General features: G+C 64.1%; 17 protein-coding genes. 7 read left to right on the top strand and 10 right to left on the bottom strand.

Features of this window, described 5'->3' with window-relative positions:
* Positions 1 to 182 precede the first annotated feature (182 nt).
* Complete coding sequence (locus GC146_RS05870; RefSeq protein ID WP_291835785.1) at positions 183 to 602, bottom strand: cupin domain-containing protein; 420 nt, start codon at positions 600 to 602, stop codon at positions 183 to 185.
* A 118-nt stretch (positions 603 to 720) separates the two neighbouring features.
* Here GC146_RS05870 and GC146_RS05875 point away from each other — a divergent pair, with 118 nt between their 5' ends.
* Positions 721 to 1,806, top strand: coding sequence for an FAD-dependent oxidoreductase (locus tag GC146_RS05875; protein WP_291835647.1), 1,086 nt, complete (start codon positions 721 to 723; stop codon positions 1,804 to 1,806).
* On the opposite strand, the gene eno is transcribed toward GC146_RS05875, so the two are convergent.
* From eno to GC146_RS05905, 6 genes are all read right to left on the bottom strand, one after another.
* A complete protein-coding gene (gene eno, locus GC146_RS05880; protein ID WP_291835650.1) occupies positions 1,803 to 3,080 on the bottom strand; it encodes a phosphopyruvate hydratase in 1,278 nt (425 codons plus the stop codon). The genes GC146_RS05875 and eno overlap by 4 nt on opposite strands.
* Positions 3,081 to 3,119: 39 nt before the next feature.
* The gene (locus GC146_RS05885) at positions 3,120 to 4,010 is read right to left on the bottom strand and encodes a DMT family transporter (protein ID WP_291835653.1); all 891 of its coding nucleotides are present in this window, start codon (positions 4,008 to 4,010) and stop codon (positions 3,120 to 3,122) included.
* A gap of 175 nt (positions 4,011 to 4,185) precedes the next feature.
* On the bottom strand, positions 4,186 to 4,608 hold the full coding sequence (locus GC146_RS05890) for a Fur family transcriptional regulator (RefSeq protein ID WP_291835655.1): 423 nt from the start codon (positions 4,606 to 4,608) through the stop codon (positions 4,186 to 4,188).
* 149 nt (positions 4,609 to 4,757) lie between these two features.
* On the bottom strand, positions 4,758 to 5,366 hold the full coding sequence (locus GC146_RS05895) for an outer membrane beta-barrel protein (protein ID WP_291835658.1): 609 nt from the start codon (positions 5,364 to 5,366) through the stop codon (positions 4,758 to 4,760).
* Between the two features lie 233 nt (positions 5,367 to 5,599).
* Positions 5,600 to 6,196: a porin family protein gene (locus GC146_RS05900; protein ID WP_291835661.1), complete on the bottom strand. Its 597-nt coding sequence runs from the start codon at positions 6,194 to 6,196 to the stop codon at positions 5,600 to 5,602.
* 217 nt (positions 6,197 to 6,413) lie between these two features.
* Positions 6,414 to 7,007, bottom strand: coding sequence for an outer membrane beta-barrel protein (locus tag GC146_RS05905; RefSeq protein WP_291835663.1), 594 nt, complete (start codon positions 7,005 to 7,007; stop codon positions 6,414 to 6,416).
* Between the two features lie 357 nt (positions 7,008 to 7,364).
* On the opposite strand from GC146_RS05905, the gene GC146_RS05910 reads away from it, so the two are divergent.
* Positions 7,365 to 8,975 carry a trimethylamine methyltransferase family protein gene (locus GC146_RS05910; RefSeq protein WP_291835665.1) on the top strand — a complete coding sequence of 537 codons (1,611 nt, stop codon included), beginning with the start codon at positions 7,365 to 7,367 and terminating at the stop codon, positions 8,973 to 8,975.
* Between the two features lie 21 nt (positions 8,976 to 8,996).
* Here the strand turns inward: GC146_RS05910 and GC146_RS05915 are convergent, their stop codons facing one another.
* Positions 8,997 to 10,082, bottom strand: coding sequence for an anhydro-N-acetylmuramic acid kinase (locus tag GC146_RS05915; RefSeq protein ID WP_291835668.1), 1,086 nt, complete (start codon positions 10,080 to 10,082; stop codon positions 8,997 to 8,999).
* A gap of 89 nt (positions 10,083 to 10,171) precedes the next feature.
* Here GC146_RS05915 and tyrS point away from each other — a divergent pair, with 89 nt between their 5' ends.
* Positions 10,172 to 11,425, top strand: a complete 1,254-nt coding sequence (gene tyrS / locus GC146_RS05920; protein ID WP_291835671.1) for a tyrosine--tRNA ligase — start codon at positions 10,172 to 10,174, stop codon at positions 11,423 to 11,425.
* A gap of 100 nt (positions 11,426 to 11,525) precedes the next feature.
* Here the strand turns inward: tyrS and GC146_RS05925 are convergent, their stop codons facing one another.
* Positions 11,526 to 11,873 carry a RidA family protein gene (locus GC146_RS05925; RefSeq protein ID WP_291835674.1) on the bottom strand — a complete coding sequence of 116 codons (348 nt, stop codon included), beginning with the start codon at positions 11,871 to 11,873 and terminating at the stop codon, positions 11,526 to 11,528.
* Between the two features lie 686 nt (positions 11,874 to 12,559).
* The gene (locus tag GC146_RS05930; protein ID WP_291835678.1) at positions 12,560 to 12,991 is read right to left on the bottom strand and encodes a hypothetical protein; all 432 of its coding nucleotides are present in this window, start codon (positions 12,989 to 12,991) and stop codon (positions 12,560 to 12,562) included.
* Positions 12,992 to 13,057: 66 nt separating this feature from the next.
* Here GC146_RS05930 and GC146_RS05935 point away from each other — a divergent pair, with 66 nt between their 5' ends.
* The 4 genes from GC146_RS05935 to GC146_RS05950 all read left to right on the top strand — a co-directional run.
* On the top strand, positions 13,058 to 13,600 hold the full coding sequence (locus tag GC146_RS05935) for a hypothetical protein (RefSeq protein WP_291835681.1): 543 nt from the start codon (positions 13,058 to 13,060) through the stop codon (positions 13,598 to 13,600).
* Positions 13,521 to 14,915, top strand: coding sequence for a CsgG/HfaB family protein (locus GC146_RS05940; protein WP_291835683.1), 1,395 nt, complete (start codon positions 13,521 to 13,523; stop codon positions 14,913 to 14,915). Before GC146_RS05935 ends, GC146_RS05940 begins: the two co-directional genes overlap by 80 nt.
* A 130-nt stretch (positions 14,916 to 15,045) precedes the next feature.
* The gene (locus GC146_RS05945) at positions 15,046 to 15,924 is read left to right on the top strand and encodes a hypothetical protein (protein WP_291835685.1); all 879 of its coding nucleotides are present in this window, start codon (positions 15,046 to 15,048) and stop codon (positions 15,922 to 15,924) included.
* A gap of 214 nt (positions 15,925 to 16,138) precedes the next feature.
* Positions 16,139 to 16,473: hypothetical protein (locus GC146_RS05950; protein ID WP_291835688.1), on the top strand; the 335-nt coding region annotated here is incomplete at its 3' end.

Raw genomic sequence — 16,473 nt, forward strand, 5'->3', positions numbered from 1 at the left:
TGCGCTCGCCCTTGACGACGTTCAGGCCGCAGGCAGAAACCGGGCGGTCGAAGAACGAGCCTGGACGGCGAAACTTCAAGGGCCCCTGCGGGGGCCCTTTTTTCGGGCGCAGGGGCGCTGCCCCTCTTGGCCCGGTGCCCGGGCCAATTCACCCCGGGATAATTGAAAAGGCAAAGGCAGCCCTAACGCGGGATGTCGAAACCGGGCGGCGCCAGCGTGAAACCCTCGAAGCGAAAGCCGGGGCTGACCACGCAGCTGACCAGCGTGTATTCGCCGGTGCTGCGCGCCGCCTGCCAATGGCTTTCAGGAACAATGGCTTGCGGGCCGCTCTTGGTACCAACCTCGGGGGCAAGGCGGTGGTCTTCGACGGGGCCGGCCTCGGTCGCGGCGGTGGACAGGATCAGCGGCGCCCCGGCGTGGTAGAGCCAGATTTCGGTGGCATCCACCTTGTGCCAATGGCTGCGCTCGCCTTCCTTGAGCAGGAAATGGATGCAGGTGGCCGACGGCCGGCCCGGCCCCTCGGCGGCCCAGGTCTGCCGATACCAGCCGCCCTCGGGATGCGGGGCAAGGGCAAGGGCGGCGATGATCTGGTCGGCGGTCATGGTGGTCTCCGGCATGGCAACACGCCCATAGGCGCGCAGCGTTTCCGCGCGGTCAAGGCCATTGGCGGCGGCGCGGGGCCGGCCTAGTCTGACGGTCAAGGCAGCGGGGAGGAGCGGCATGGCGCAGAAGGTCGTTGTGGTTGGCGCAGGCATCGTCGGGGCGTCTTTTGCGTGGCACCTTGCGCAAGCGGGCGCGGCGGTGACAGTGATCGAGGCGGCAGGCATAGCCTCGGCGGCGACCGAGAAGTCGTTCGGCTGGATCAACGCCAGTTTTTCCGAGACGCCAGCCTATTTCGCGCTGCGGATGGCCGGGATCGAGGCATGGCGCGAGATGGGTGACGCGCTGGGGCCAGAGGCCGGACTGCGCTGGGGCGGCTCACTTTGGTGGGAGGAGGCCGGTGACGCGCTGGAAACCCAGGCTGCCGCGTTGCGTGACCTGAACTACGACATGGAAGTCGTTGGAAAGAATAGGGTCATGGCAATGGTGCCGGGGCTGGCGCAGGCCCCGGATGCAGCAATCCATGTGCGATGCGAAGGCGCCGTGGACATGGCTGCGGCCACGCGGCGGATGCTGGATGGCGCCGTGGGTATGGGCGCCAAGGTTCTTGTCGGGGTGGCATTGCAGGGGGTCGAGGCGCCGGGCGGGCGGGCGCGCGCGGCCCTGACGAGCCATGGCCGGATCGAGGCTGATGCCGTCGTGTTGGCTACAGGGGCGGCCAGCGGTGCGGTGTTGGCCGCGTTGGATTTTGGCCTGCCGATGGACAACAAGCGCGGGATGATCCTGCACACGGCGCCCACCGCGCCGCTGCTGGAACCGATCGTGCTGGCGCCGGGGGTGCATGTGCGGCAGGCCACCGACGGGCATCTGGTGGTGGGCGAGATCTTCAGCGGCGACGGGCCGGGTGCTGCGCGGCTGGCCACCGATCCCGCGGGGCTTGCCGCCGAGGTCATGGCGCGTCTTGCCGCGCTTTTGCCCGCGACGCGGGGCCTTGCGCTGGAGCGGGTGATGCTGGGCACGCGGCCGGTGCCGGGCGACGGCTTTCCGGCGGTGGGGCCGGTGCCCGGGATCGACGGCCTTTACCTGGCCACGATGCATAGCGGCATCACGCTGGCCCCTGTCATCGGGCAACTGGGCGCGGCCGAGGTGATGGGCGGGCCCGATGCGGCGCTGCTGGCGCCCTACAGGCCCGCGCGGTTCGCTTAGGCGCGCAGAAAGTCGCGGCCCTTGAAGAGGGCCGATTCGCCCAGCATTTCCTCAATACGGATCAGCTGGTTGTACTTGGCGAGCCGGTCCGAGCGCGACAGCGAGCCGGTCTTGATCTGGCCGCAGTTGGTGGCGACGGCGAGGTCGGCGATGGTGGCATCCTCGGTTTCGCCCGAGCGGTGCGACATCACGCAGGTATAGCCTGCACGGTGCGCCATCTCGACCGCGGCCAGCGTTTCGGTCAGCGTGCCGATCTGGTTGACTTTCACCAGCAGGCTGTTGGCGATGCCACGCTTGATGCCTTCGGCCAAGAGGGCAGGGTTGGTGACGAAGTTGTCGTCGCCCACCAGTTGCACCTTGCTGCCCAGTTCACGCGTCAGCAGCGCCCAGCCCTCGGTGTCCAGCTCGCCGCAGCCATCCTCGATCGAGACGATGGGATAGTCGTTCACGAGCGCGGCAAGGTAAGCCACGTTCTCGGCCGAGGTCAGCGACAGGCCTTCGCCGGTCATCTCGTACTTGCCGTCCTTGTAATATTCCGAGGCCGCGCAATCGACCGCCAGCGCGATGTCCTCGCCCGGGCGGTAGCCGGCTTTCTCGATCGCCTTGAGAATGAAGTCCAGCGCGGCGCGGGTGGAGGAGAGGTTCGGCGCGAACCCGCCCTCGTCGCCCACGGCGGTGGCGAGGCCCGCCGCCGAAAGTTCTTTCTTCAGCGTGTGAAACACTTCCGAGCCCATGCGCACCGCCTCGCGGATGTTCGCGGCGGCCACGGGCATGATCATAAATTCCTGGATGTCGATCGGGTTGTCGGCATGTTCGCCGCCGTTGATGATGTTCATCATCGGGGTGGGCAGCATCCGCGCCGAGGTGCCGCCGACATAGCGATAAAGCGGCTGGGTGGTGAAATCGGCCGCGGCCTTGGCCACCGCCAGCGAGACGCCAAGGATCGCATTGGCGCCCAGCCGGCCCTTGTTCGGGGTGCCATCCAGTTCGATCATCGACATGTCGATATCGACCTGCTCGGTCGCGTCATAGCCGACGATCGCCTCGGCGATCTCGCCGTTCACGGCAGCGACGGCCTGCAGCACGCCCTTGCCCATGTAGCGTTTCTTGTCGCCGTCGCGCTTTTCCACCGCCTCGCGGGTGCCGGTCGAGGCGCCCGAGGGCACGGCGGCGCGGCCCATCGTGCCGTCTTCCAGCACGACATCGACCTCCACGGTCGGGTTGCCGCGGCTGTCGAGGATTTCGCGGGCGTGAATGTCGATGATGGTGCTCATGGGACGCTCCTGGGTGGGATGTTAGCGTTAACGCGGCCTCTATACCGCCGCGGCTCTGGTTTGGGAAGCGCGCCGCAGCCGCGCCTCGCGCAGGAAGGTGTAAAGGCCCGAGGCGACGATCACCGCCGAACCTGCAAGTGCCAGCGTATCGGGCCGTTCGCCGAAGGCGATCATCCCGATGGTGATGCCGAAAATCAACCTTGCGTAGCGATAAGGAGCAATGACCGAGACATCGCCAAGGCGCGAGGCCGCAGTGATCGCGTAATAGGCGAAGATGCCGATGCCCAAAGCCGCCAGCAGGCGCGCGCCATCCGTCCCGTCGGGAATGACGGCGCGGTCGCCGGTCACGGCCAGCAGGAACAGCCCCGTCGGCACCAGCGTGAGAAAGCCGTAACAGGCCAGTTGGACCGAGATCACCCGTGCAGGTACCCGGCGCGAGGCAAGATCGCGTCCGGCCAGCCCCACCGCGCCCATCACCGCGAACAATGACGCTGGCACGAAGCCCTCGCCGCCGGGCTGGACCACCAGCATCACGCCGGCGAATCCCGCCAGGATGGCCGACCAACGCCGCCAGCCGACAGGCTCGGCGAAAAACAGCGCCGCGCCCATCGTGACCAGCAGCGGAATGGCCTGCGCAATGGCTGTGGCCGTCGAGAGTGGCGAGAAGAAGATCGCGCTGGTATAGCCGATGGTGCCGACCGCCTCGCAGCCGTTGCGGACAAGGATGGCCGGGTGCCAGAGGTCCGGGCCCAGCACCCGCGCGCCACGCAAGTGCGCCCATATCCCGAAGACCAGCGCGCCGCCGCCGCCCAATGACATCAGGATCTGGCCCAGTGGCACACCGCCTGACATCTGCTTGATGAACATGTCCTCAATGGCAAAGCCCAACATGGCCAGGACCATCAGGATGGCGCCGCGTATGTTTTCCATCTGTGGACTTTCGATTGGGGCGGGTTTGCGAACCCCTATACCGACCGCCACGAAATGCGCCAGTCACCGTTTTCGCCGGACCGGTGCGCGGGGGCGACGGGGTTCCGGCGGCGCTGGTGATAGTGGCATTGCTGCTGGCCGATGCGATCTCTCGCATGGCGGGACAACGCTTGCCTCAGTCGTCTTCGGAGGGCTTGAGCGGGACGCCGTAAAGTTCCAGCCGGTGTCCCATCAGCCGGTAGCCTAGCCGCTTAGCGATACGGTTCTGCAATTCTTCGATCTCGGCATCGACGAATTCCACCACTTCGCCCGAATGCATGTCGATCAGGTGGTCGTGATGGTCGCGGTCGGCCGTCTCGTAGCGGGCGCGGCCGTCGCCGAATTCGTGTTTTTCAAGGATGCCGGCTTCTTCGAAGAGCTTGACGGTACGATAAACGGTCGCGAGCGAAATCCGAGGGTCGACGCCGACGGCGCGGTTATACAGCTCTTCGACATCGGGATGGTCGGCCGCGGCCTCAAGCACGCCGGCGATGACCCGTCGCTGATCGGTCATTCGCAGGCCCCGTGCCTCGCAGCGTGAAAGGATGGTTTCGGTCATCGGCAGGGTCCCGCGTCCCCGAATTTACGTTGGAGCGGTTTAGCCCTTCGGGCGGTACGATTCCACCGCTTTTCGCGCGCTGCCGAAACGAAAACGGCGCCCCGGGTCTCCCCGAGGCGCCGTTGGTTGGCGTCGATCCTTCGTGCGGATCAGAACTTGAACGACAGGCCCGCGGTCACCGAGGTCAGGTCGGCATCATAGCCGGTGCCGTCGAAATCGCTGATCTTGTGCTGCAGGAACTCGGCATTGGCGAACAGCCGATCGGAGATGCGGAAATTCGCTCCGAGCCCGTAGAAGGTGCCGTTGTCAGTCGCGTCAAAGCCCGGGCCGGTGATGGAATAGTTGCCCATGCCAGCGACCGCGTAGGGCATGATCTGCCCGGCGTCGTAACCGACCTTCAGCTTCAGCAGGGTCAGGGAGTCGAGCTTGTAACCCATGTATTCCGCGGTCGTCTTGCCGTAGAAGCCTTCGCCACCCACAACAATCGAGCCCATGTCGTACATGTAGCCAGCATGCACACCGTAGAGGGTGCCGCTGATATCGGGGATCTGGTAGCGCTGGGCGACGCCGGCGAGGCTGGCGCTGATCGTGCCGACATCTGCACCGACATAAAAGCCCGACCAATCGCTCGGCGGGGCCATGACGGGCACCGCAACAGGTTCAGGGGCCACGATGGGCGCCATACCGCCTGCAAAGGCAGCAGGGGCGACCATGACGGCCGCAAGGGCAGAGGCGAGAATGAAACGAGACTTTGCCATGATAAACTCCAATTTTGGCGATCGCTTTTAAGTGTTAACGATTCTGTTACCCGCTCTGAACCCTTTCGCGTCTTGGCGCAAGCATCCGTGAGCGATCGGTGGTCGGTTGTCATTCCGTGTTGCCGTGTTGGCGCAGCGGCCCCGTCACAGAGGGCCGGAAACGCAAACGGCGCCCCGGTTTTGGCCGGGGCGCCGTCAGGCGCTGCGAAGGCGCCTTTTTGATCAGGCGTTCATCAGAACTTGAACGAGACACCTGCCGACACCGAGGTGGCGTCAACGTCCACGCCGGTGCTGTCGAAATTCGTGATCTTGTGCTGCAGGAACTCGGCGTTTGCAAAGATCCGGTCGGTGATGCGGATGTTGGCGCCGGCACCGTAGACGGTACCATTGTCGGTCGCCGCATAGCCGCCGCTGACAGTGTAGTTGCCGTATCCTGCGACGACGTAGGGCATCACGGAGCCGGCATCATAGCCCAGTTTCAGCTTGAGGATGCTGGCCGAGTCCACGTTGATACCCGATTCAGAAATCTGGGTCTGGCCATAAAAGCCCTCACCGGCCAGAACGATCGAGCCCATGTCGTACATGTACCCGGCATGGATACCGTAGACAGTGCCCGAGATGTCGGCTGGGAAAAAGGCCGAGCTGGCGGTCGCCGTGCCGACGTCGGCACCGATGTAGAACCCCGACCAGTCACTGGGCGGTGCCATGACCGGCACAGGCTCAACTGGCGCGGGCGGCGCCACGATGGGGGCCATGCCGCCGGCAAAAGCGGCAGGGGCGGCGAGCAGCGCCGGAAGGGCGGCTGCGAGAATAAAACGTGTCTTGGCCATGTTAAGCTCCTTGTCTGTCCGGCGCGTCTTTTCGCGCGTCCATTTTAAGGTGAGCATTAACGTTTGGGTATACAACTTTGCCAACGGCCGGTTGCCGCCGTCTGTTGTGCGAATGTCACATCCATCGTGTTGGCGGTGGCGGCTTTGTCAGCGGCGCCTTGGCAATAAGCCAAGGCGCCGCTGGTTAGGACCGCGTGCGGCCCGGATCGGTCGACGATCAGAACTTGAACGAAACACCCGCAGTCAGCGTGTCGAGCGTTACGTCGGTGCCGGTACCGGCAAAATCGGTCGACTTGTGGCGCAGGTATTCGACATTGGCAAAGAGGTTGCTGGTCAACCGCATATCGGCGCCCACACCGTAGAGGGTGCCATTGTCGGTCGCGGCCAGCGTACCGGTGGTCGAGTAGTTGCCCACGCCCGCAGTGATGTAGGGCATGAACTGGCCCAGATCATAGCCGGCCTTGACCTTCAGCAAGCTCATCGAATCGAGCTTGTAGCCGGAATAGGACAGGTCGGTCTTTGCATAGCTTCCTTCCGCGCCAAGCACGAAGTTGCCGAGGTCGTAGTTATAACCGGCGTGGATGCCATAGACCGTGCCGGTCACGTCGGGAAACGACGCCGACTTGCCGGTGCCGGTGCCAACATCGGCACCAATGTAGAAACCGGTCCAATCGCTGGGCGGCGGTGTCATGACCGGGGCAGGGGCCACCGGTGCGGGTGTAACCACGGGCGCTGCCATGCCGCCGGCAAACGCGGCGGGCGCCGCCAGCAGGGCCGGCAGGGCGGCGAGGATGATGCGGGTCTTGATCATGAAAAACTCCTTCATGTGTTTCTGTCGCGCGCCTTCTTGCGCGTCGATCCTGTAGGTGGGCCCGCCACCTCAAAGGTTCAAATCACGCTCTCGTGCCTTGACGCTCGCGTGCGTGAAATGAGCGTGAACCGGCCGATCCGAAAACGACGACAGGTCGCAAACCGGCAAGAAATGTCGCCAGAAGTCCTGCTTGTGTGGGTGCCAGGGAGAGAGGCGGGCGGATGCGCGGAGACTGGCAGGTCGTGATTGTCTTGCGCACCACCGGGGCGCGGCGTGGCCTTGCGGCCCGGGGACGCCCGCAGAGCTGACGGCGCGACCTTCCGTTCTCGTATCCCCAATATTTCCGAAAGCGCATCCATGAGCGAACCTGATCTGGCCGCCGTTCCGGCCGCCGACATCCTGCCTGATCCCGCTGCGCCCGTCGCCCCGCAGGCCCCCGTGCGTCCCGCGCGTGCCGGAGGCCGCGCGGCCCGCACTGCCGCCCGTGCGGCACCACTGACAGAGGCGATGCGCCCGGTACGTCCGGGCCTTTCGGGCGGGGCGTACAACCCGATGTCCGAAGCCGACGTTCTGCGCATTCACGAGGCCGCGTTGACCGCGCTTGAGCAGATCGGCCTTGCCGACGCCCCCGAGAGCGGGGTCGAGATCCTGACCAACGCAGGTGCGATCCTTGGCACTGACGGCCGGATCCGCTTTCCGCGCCCGCTTGTCGAGGACATGCTGGCCAAGGCCGCCCGCGACATCACGCTTTTCGCCCGCGATCCGCAGCATGACCTGCACCTGAGCGGCACGCGGGTCCATTATGGCACCGCGGGCGCCGCCGTGCATCTGGTCGATCCGCAGGCGCGGACCTATCGCGAATCCACGGTGCAGGACGTGTTCGACGCCGCCCGCATCGTCGACCGGCTGGACAACATCCACTTCCTGCAGCGCCCGATGGTCTGCCGCGACATCGCCGATAACCGGGAGATGGACCTGAACACCGTTTATGCCTGTTGTGCGGGTACGACCAAGCATGTCGGCACCTCTTTCACCGATCCTGCCTACGTGGCCGACGCGATGGAGATGCTGCACATGATCGCGGGCGGCGAGGCGCAATGGCGCGCGCGGCCCTTCGTGAGCAATTCCAACTGTTTCGTCGTGCCGCCGATGAAATTTGCAACCGATGCCTGCAGGGTCATGGAACAGGTGATAGCAGGCGGTATGCCGGTGCTGTTGCTGTCGGCCGGCATGGCGGGGGCCACTGCACCCTCGACGATTGCCGGCGCAATCGTGCAGGCGGTGGCCGAGTGTCTGGCCGGCGTTGTTTATGTCAACGCCATCTCTCCCGGCTATCCGGCGATCTTTGGCACCTGGCCCTTCGGCCTAGATCTGCGGACTGGCGCGATGACCGGCGGGTCGGGCGAGCAGGCGCTGCTGACGGCGGGCTGTGCGCAGATGCATCGCTTTTATGGCCTGCCGGGTGGCGCGGCGGCGGGCATTGCGGATGCAAAACTGCCCGACATGCAGGCCGGGTGGGAGCAGATGTGCTCCAACGTGATGGCGGGTCTGGCCGGGCTGAACATGGTTTACGAGGCGGCAGGGATGCATGCGTCTCTGCTGGGGTTCTGCCTGGAATCGCTTATTCTCGGCGACGATCTGCTGGGACAGGCGATGCGCTGCGTGCGGGGGATCGAGGTTAACGACGACACGCTGGCGCTCGATACCATGCGGCAGGTCTGCCTTGGTGGCCCGAACCATTATCTGGGTGCCGACCAGACCTTGAGCCGGATGCAGTCCGACCATGTCTATCCGCGCACGGCAGATCGTTATTCGCCCAAGGAATGGGTGGAAAAGGGCAAGCCCGATCTTGTGACCAACGCAACGGCTCGCAAAGAGGCGATCCTGGCGCAGCCCTCTGCCGCAGCCTTTGACCCGGTGACGGATGCGGCAATCCGGTCCCGGTTCCGCATTCACCTGCCGCGCTGAAATCCCGCGGCCAAGAACAGATCAGGCGGTGTCAGGCCGGCTGATCGTGCCGCCCGAGACGGCTGCGGCAACGCCCGTGGTCCCTCGGCACGAGGTGGGAAGGCCGCGCATGACCCGCACTGCGAGATAGGCGAAGGCCTGTGCCTCGATCATATCGCCATCAAGGCCCGCCTCTTCGACCGGTGCGACAGGACAGTCGAGGCCCGCGGCCAGCATCGCCATCAACGTGGCGTTGTGCCTCCCGCCGCCGGTGACCAGCAGGCGTGCAGGCGGGGCAGGGCAATGTTCCATCGCGCGCACCACCGCCATGGCCGCACATGCTGTCAGGGTGGCCGCCGCATCGGCATCGGACAGCGCGGCCACGTCATCCTGCAAAGCCGCAAAACTATCGCGGTCAAGCGATTTGGGCGGCATGCGCAGGAAATACGGGCCGGCCAGAAAGCGTTCCAGAACTGCATCCGAAACATGGCCGGTCTCGGCCAGCGCGCCGTTGCGGTCACAAGGCAGGTTGCGGCGGCGGCGCATCAGGTCGTCGATTGGGGCGTTGGCGGGGCCGGTATCGAAGGCCAGCAGGGCGCCTTCGTCCTGCGGCCGGGCGCGGGACGGATCGATCCATGTCAGGTTGCCGACGCCGCCGAGGTTCAGAAAGGCGATCGGCCGCGTCTCGCCCAGCCAGCGCGCCAACGCGAAATGGTAGAACGGTGCCAGCGGCGCGCCTTCGCCGCCCAAGGCGACATCGGCACTGCGAAAATCCCACACGACAGGCAGGTTCAGACGTGACGCCAGCGCCGCACCATCGCCCAGTTGATGCGTGCCGCGGCCGTGCGGATCATGGGCAAGCGTCTGGCCGTGGAAGCCGACAAGGTCGATCCCATCGAACCCCGAGAGGACAGCGACATGCGCGCGGATCAGGACCCGACCCGCGCGCGCCAGATCGGCGCCAGGCCATTTGCCCAAAGCCGCGCGCAACGTCGTGCGTTCGGACGCTGTATAGGGGCGATAGGCACTGGGGCCGAAACCGCCGATCCGCTCGCCATCCGTGATCAGTACCGCCGCATCCACCCCGTCCAGCGAGGTGCCCGACATTGCGCCAAGCGCTGTCAACATGTCCGTCTTCATCTGGGGTTCAACATCCGCTTTCCCTGCGCTCGCACGGCCCTTATAGACTGCGCCCAGCCAAACCCAAGGACAAGCCGATGACCTACCACCCCAAATCCGAATTCATGACCGTCATGATGGAGCGCGGGTTCCTTGCCGACTGCACCGATTACCAGGGGCTGGACGAGGCGATGTCCAAGGGCGTGGTGCCGGCCTATATCGGATTCGATGCCACGGCGTCGTCGCTGCACGTGGGCAGCCTGATCCAGATCATGATGCTGCGCTGGCTGCAGAAGACGGGCGGAAAGCCAATCACGCTGATGGGCGGGGGCACCACGAAGGTGGGCGACCCGTCGTTCCGCGCCGACGAACGGCCGCTGTTGAGCCCCGAACAGATCGACGCCAACATCGCCGGCATCCGCAAGGTTTTTGCCGCCTATATCGACTATTCGGACGCGCCCAACGGGGCGCTGATGCTCAACAACGCCGAATGGCTGGACGACCTGAACTACCTCGATTTCCTGCGCGACATCGGGCGGCATTTCAGCATCAACCGGATGCTGTCCTTCGACAGCGTCAAGAGCCGCCTCGACCGGGAACAAAGCCTGTCGTTCCTCGAATTCAACTACATGATCCTGCAGGCTTACGACTTCCTTGAGTTGAACCGCCGCTATGGCTGCCTGTTGCAGATGGGCGGGTCGGACCAGTGGGGCAATATCGTCAACGGCATCGACCTGACCCGCCGGGTGCTGGACCATGAAATCTACGGCCTGACCTCGCCGCTTTTGACCACCAGCGACGGGCGCAAGATGGGCAAGAGCGCGGCCGGCGCGGTCTGGCTGAATGCCGACCTGCTGAGCCCCTACGCGTTCTGGCAGTTCTGGCGCAACACCACCGATGCCGATACCGGGCGGTTCCTGAAGCTTTACACCGAACTGCCCGTTGCCGAATGCGACCGGCTGGGCGCGCTGGAAGGCTCGGAGATCAACGCGGCGAAGATCATCCTCGCCAACGAGGTCACTGCGATGCTGCACGGGGCCGAGGCGGCAGCGGCGGCCGAGGCGACCGCGCGTGAGGTGTTCGAGAAGGGCGGGGTGGGCGACGACCTGCCGACCCTGACGCTGAGCGCTGACGAGGTTGCGGGCGGCATCTCTGTCGTGCAGCTGATCGTGCGGGCGGGGCTGGCGGCCAGCGGCAAGGAGGCCAAGCGGCTGATCGCCGACAACGGCGCGCGGCTGGACGACGCGCCGCTGACCGATGCAGGGCTGATGCTGGATGCCGCGGCGCTGGCCAGCCCGGTGAAGCTGTCGGCGGGCAAGAAGCGCCACGCGCTGGTGCAACTGGCGGGATGACGGCGGCCGTCCCCACGGGGACGGCGCGCAACATTCTGATTTTAAAATAGAAAATAGCTAGCGGGTTGCGGACAGGCAAAATGGCCGTGTCGGACCGGCCTCAGACCGCCGCGGTGACGATGATCTCGACCTTGTAGTCAGGCGTGGCCAGCTTGGCCTCGCCCGTCCAGCGCGCGGGGCAGTGGCCCTGGGGCACCCATGCGTCCCATTCGGCATTCATCGCGCCGAAGTCGGCCATGTCGGCGAGCCAGATCTGCGCAGTCAACATCCGCGTCTTGTCGGTGCCTGCGAGGGCCAACAGACGGTCTACCTCGGCCAGCACGGCGCGGGTCTGCTCGGCCACCGGCGCGCTGGGTGTGCCAACCTGACCCGCCAGATAGACGATGCCGCCATGCACCACCGCTTGGCTCATCCGGGTGCCGGTCTCGTATCGGGTGATGTCTGGCATGGGATTCTCCTTGTCTGCCGGTTTCCCAGACCTCCTAGCCGAGGGCAGGACGCGACGCTAGCGCCGTTAAGCGCCGTCGTCTCCCTTCATGTCTGGCCCCTTACACGTCGCTTGATCTTCCCGTCGTGCCCAGATGGTTCGAGCGGTGCCGTCGTCCGCCCGGATATGGTGACAGCGTCAAACCGGTCACCAGGACAGAGCGTTTCAACGCTCGCCAACACTTGTGCCACCACTCACCTTATCCGGCCTCACTCCGAATTGGGTGATCCAGTCGAGGCCGCCTTTTCGCTGCAGGAATTAATTCCGCACAAAAAACTCGATCAATTTCGTTGATCGAACGACACCGAAATGTCCAATGAATTACCCATGGATAGCCCGTATCAGCACCGGAATACCCAACAGGTATTCCGAATGTCCTAAAGTATATCGCAATCCAGCATCAGGGGTATTCGAAGGATAAGTCGACTTGCGGACCATTTATCGCCAAATGGAGTCTCGGAATTAAGAGGGGCCCGCAAGATCATGCTAAAACATACAATTTTCCTGTTGCTGGCAACGGCCTCGGTGACTGGCTGTGTCCCGTATGATCAGGCGGCCTATTACGGCGGCGAAAAAGTTCCGCAATGTGCCGCCGCGCCGCAGGGCCATGTGCAAGGGTATGTCTGGAACGGCTCGCGCTGGACGATCTACAACTTCTCCTGCGAAGCGATCGCCGCGTCGGGCGCCACCGCGCCGACGAGTTCCGGAACGGCGGGCAAATCCGGCGGTACGACCGGCAGCATCACGAGTGGCAGCACTGCTCCTGTGAGTTCAACCGCGCAGACCAGCCCGGGCAGTGCATCCGGAGCAAGCGGCAGTGCTACGTCTTCGGCGGTTACGGGGTCGGCCTCGGCGGGCAGCGGTGGCTCTGCCGTGGCGGTCACCACAGGTGCGGCCGCGGCGGCCAGCGACGGGACAACATCAACCGCGGTGCAGGGCAGCGCATCGGCCGCCAGCCCGACGACATCCGTGTCCGTCACCCGCGGCAGCGCATCGGCCTCAGCCCCCAATGCCACTTCGACCGTGGTCGCTGGAAGCGCCTCTGCATCCCAGTGATCGACGGCCTCTGACAGGAGCATCTTATCGTGTCTCGAATCGTTAACGCCGGCGTCCTGGGGCTGTGCATTTCAGTTGTGGCTGGAAGCATGGTCCTGGCGCAAAGCACCTCCAGTGCCGGTGTCAACTGGTCGGCCGGTTGGGGCTTTCGGTCTGCCAGTGACAGCAGCCTTGCCTTGCAGCAGGCGCAGGTCATCAAGAATGCAGAGCAGGGGCCGCAGGTCACCAGCCAGACGATCTACAACACGACCTACGCAACCGACAATCGGACGAATTACGTCGAGACGACGAACTCGTCGACCGGAACGGTGACGGCGACATCGATTGGCAATGACCAGATCGGCACCAATACGAATGCGGTCGGGTCGATGAATACCGGGACGACCAATATCTCCATCTCGGGAAATGGCGACAATACGGTTACCGCAACCAATTCGTCCGATTCAACGGGTTGCACCAACGGATCGGTCGCAAGCAATTCGGGCGCGCCACTTTCCGCATTTTATCCCGATACGGTGGCCGCTGGCGCCGGCACTGCAACGGCGAGCTCCAATGCGACGGGTGGCACAACGTCATCCGGCTATCCTGCGGCACTCGATAATAGCGGGTCGCAGTCAAATGTCTGCAATTAAGAGAATTCGATCCGTGTGTATGGTCTCATCCATCACCGCAATGATAGGTGTTTCGGCCTGTGACAAGATCCCGGCCGCCACCGAGAATGCGGCATTGGTTTCGGGGCCGCCGATCGAAGACGTCGTTACATCGTTCGACGACGCGCTGTCCTGCCTGTCAGGCAAGTTTCCCGCCGAGGCCACATTTGCCGTCGCCGCTGTCGCCGACAACACCGGCAAAGAGGGCTATGCCGACAGCGGCACCGGCAAGATGGTGACGCAAGGCGCTGGCGACATCGTTCAATCGGCGCTGTTCAAGGCAGGCGTCCGGGTGGTGAACCGGCGCGATCCGAACATTCCCATTGTCGAGAACAATTGGGGTATCCGGACGATGAAAACGCAGACGCCTGCTGCGTTCTACATTTCCGGCAGCATCGACAGCCTCGATTTTATCCCCGGCGGCGGCGCCGAGCTTCAGGTTGCCGGCGTCGGGCCCCGCTATCGCCAGACCCGGATTCTGATTGGTCTCGATCTGGCGCTGACCAATTCCTACAACGGCGAGGTTATCGCCAATATTCCGCTGCAAAAGCAGATCTTCGCTGACGAATCCGGGTTCAGCACCGACCGCTTTTTCGGAACCACCCTTGTTGCTCTCGATGCCGGGGGAATGCGGCGCGAGGCGCTGCATTTTGCCCTGCGCCAGATGCTGAGCCTTGCGACCTTCGAACTCCTCGCCCAGGTCTCGCCCGCGCCGGTCGCGACGGAATGCGCGGGCAAGATCGTGGGAACTGCCGTTGTGTCGGCGGATGACCTCGCTGTCGCGGGGCGCCATCGGGTCAACCTGGCCGAGCTCCTGGCGGCAAGTGCTGCCGGCGCGATGACCGAAGGTCCGCCCGCAACACCGCCGGCGCCCAATGTCACCACGGCCACAACGCCAAAGCCCAATTCGCCTGAAGCCCTGCAACTCGCGGCATCGGCGACCTCTTTTGCAGCGCGCGCAATCACAACGTCTGAAGACGCGATCCGGGCGCAGACCTATGAGGACGCATCCAAAAAAGCGGCCCAATCTATGGCCTTTACGCAGCTGGCTGCGCAGGCCCTGCGGCAGGCCGCGGCGGCAGGGCTGAACGGGCCCGAGGGGGATGCGGCGGCCACGGTTGTGCAACAGGCCATCGCGGCTTCGCAACTGGCCCAAACCAAGGTGTCGGCGCGGACGGACGCACCGCCGGCCGTGCCCACAACTGACGGCGCAGCCGCACCAGATGCTGCACCGGCAACAGATGCATCGCCCTTGGCAACTGGTCAGGACAAACGGCTGGGAGGCGCAGGAAACTGATCTTTTGCCTTTCGGCACAGAGGGATGGTCGGTCGGATCCACTGGAGACGGCCGGTCGCTACGGGCCCCGAATACCCGTAAATCCGGATGTTGGCGCGGGGGCCAGCATCAAGATACTTGAGGGACTAAAATGAAAAAGCTTCTCGCAACTACCGCCATCGCCGTTATCGGCATGGCCTCCGCTGCGTCCGCGCAGTCGGTGCTCGAGCGTGTGCTGGGCCAAATCAACGGCACCACGAACCAGAACACCCTGAACGGCACCTTCGCCAACATCGCCGAGAACATCGGTTCCGTGGCGACCCAGACGCTTTATGTCGATGGCAATGGCAACACGCTCAGCCAGTCGACCTATGACGCGCAGATCGCCACTACCACGACCTCGGCGCTGAATTCGATCGGCAATCCGGATCCGGGCACCTATACCTACGTTGACTACAATGAGGTGCTTCACTCGTTCACCAGCTTTGCCGACGCTGCGGCCTTTGCGCAAAACGACGTGAAAGGGCACTATGCCACCATCTACAACCCTCTGCAGGTTGGTATCGCTGATGGCGTGAACGGCTCGATCAACAACCTGATGACCGGCTTGAACGCGTCGACGCAGCAGGCGATCGCGAACTCGACCACGGCGACCGAATGGGGCACCCCGACGATCACCATCGGTGATCTCAGCACCACGGCGCTCGGTGCGGTCAACACCGGCGATATCACGCTGGGTGTGAACGGCACGGTTGATGATGCCAAGACCTCGACCACCGAAGCGATCTCGACCACGATGGCCCAGATCGGTGGCTCGGCCGATACCTCGGCGCTGGTCCTGAACATCGCGTCGAACATGACCGGTGTGAACGGCTCGATCAACAACACCATGTCGGCCGTCAACGGCAACATCGGCGCCGCTGCGACCACCGCTCTGGGCGCGGTCAACACCGGCACCATCACGTCGGGCGTGAACGCGGCCGTTCAGGGCATCGTCGGCACTTCGGGCCAGAGCGTTTCGGGCCAGTAAGTCCTTGGGCTCATAAAATGGGTGGCGGCGGTCAGATCGCCGCCACCCTTCGCTGTTCAGGCGTCAATTATTGGGCGGCGGCTGATTCAGGGTCCCTGCCGCCGGTTTTATGAAGGTTGCTGTGACAGGCTTGTCGGATCGGAGCGGTCTGCCAGGAAAAGACACGCCATGTAGGTCATGCAGAACGCATGACCGCGCGCCAGAGGTTAAGTCATTGAAAAGAAATCTCTCTGCTGCGGCCTTTGCGCTCGCAGGTCTTTCCTCTGCTGCATCCGCCCAGTCGGTGCTTGAGCGGGTGCTTAGCCAGATCGACAACACGGCAAGCCTCGTCCCGGTCACCGGCACGTTCGCCAACATCGCGGAGAATATCGGTACTGTCGGCACGCAAACGTTCTATGTCGATGCGCAGGGCAACACCATCAGTCAGCAGAGCTATGTTGCGGCCGTGGCCGACAAGGCAAACGCGAACCTCGACAACATTTTCAAGCTGTCCTGGGCGTACATGTATACCGACACAACCGGTAACCCACACTTTTACCCCGATCTTGC

The sequence above is a fragment of the Limimaricola sp. genome, assembly GCF_016125575.1.
In the GTDB taxonomy this organism is placed as follows: Bacteria; Pseudomonadota; Alphaproteobacteria; order Rhodobacterales; family Rhodobacteraceae; genus WGLM01.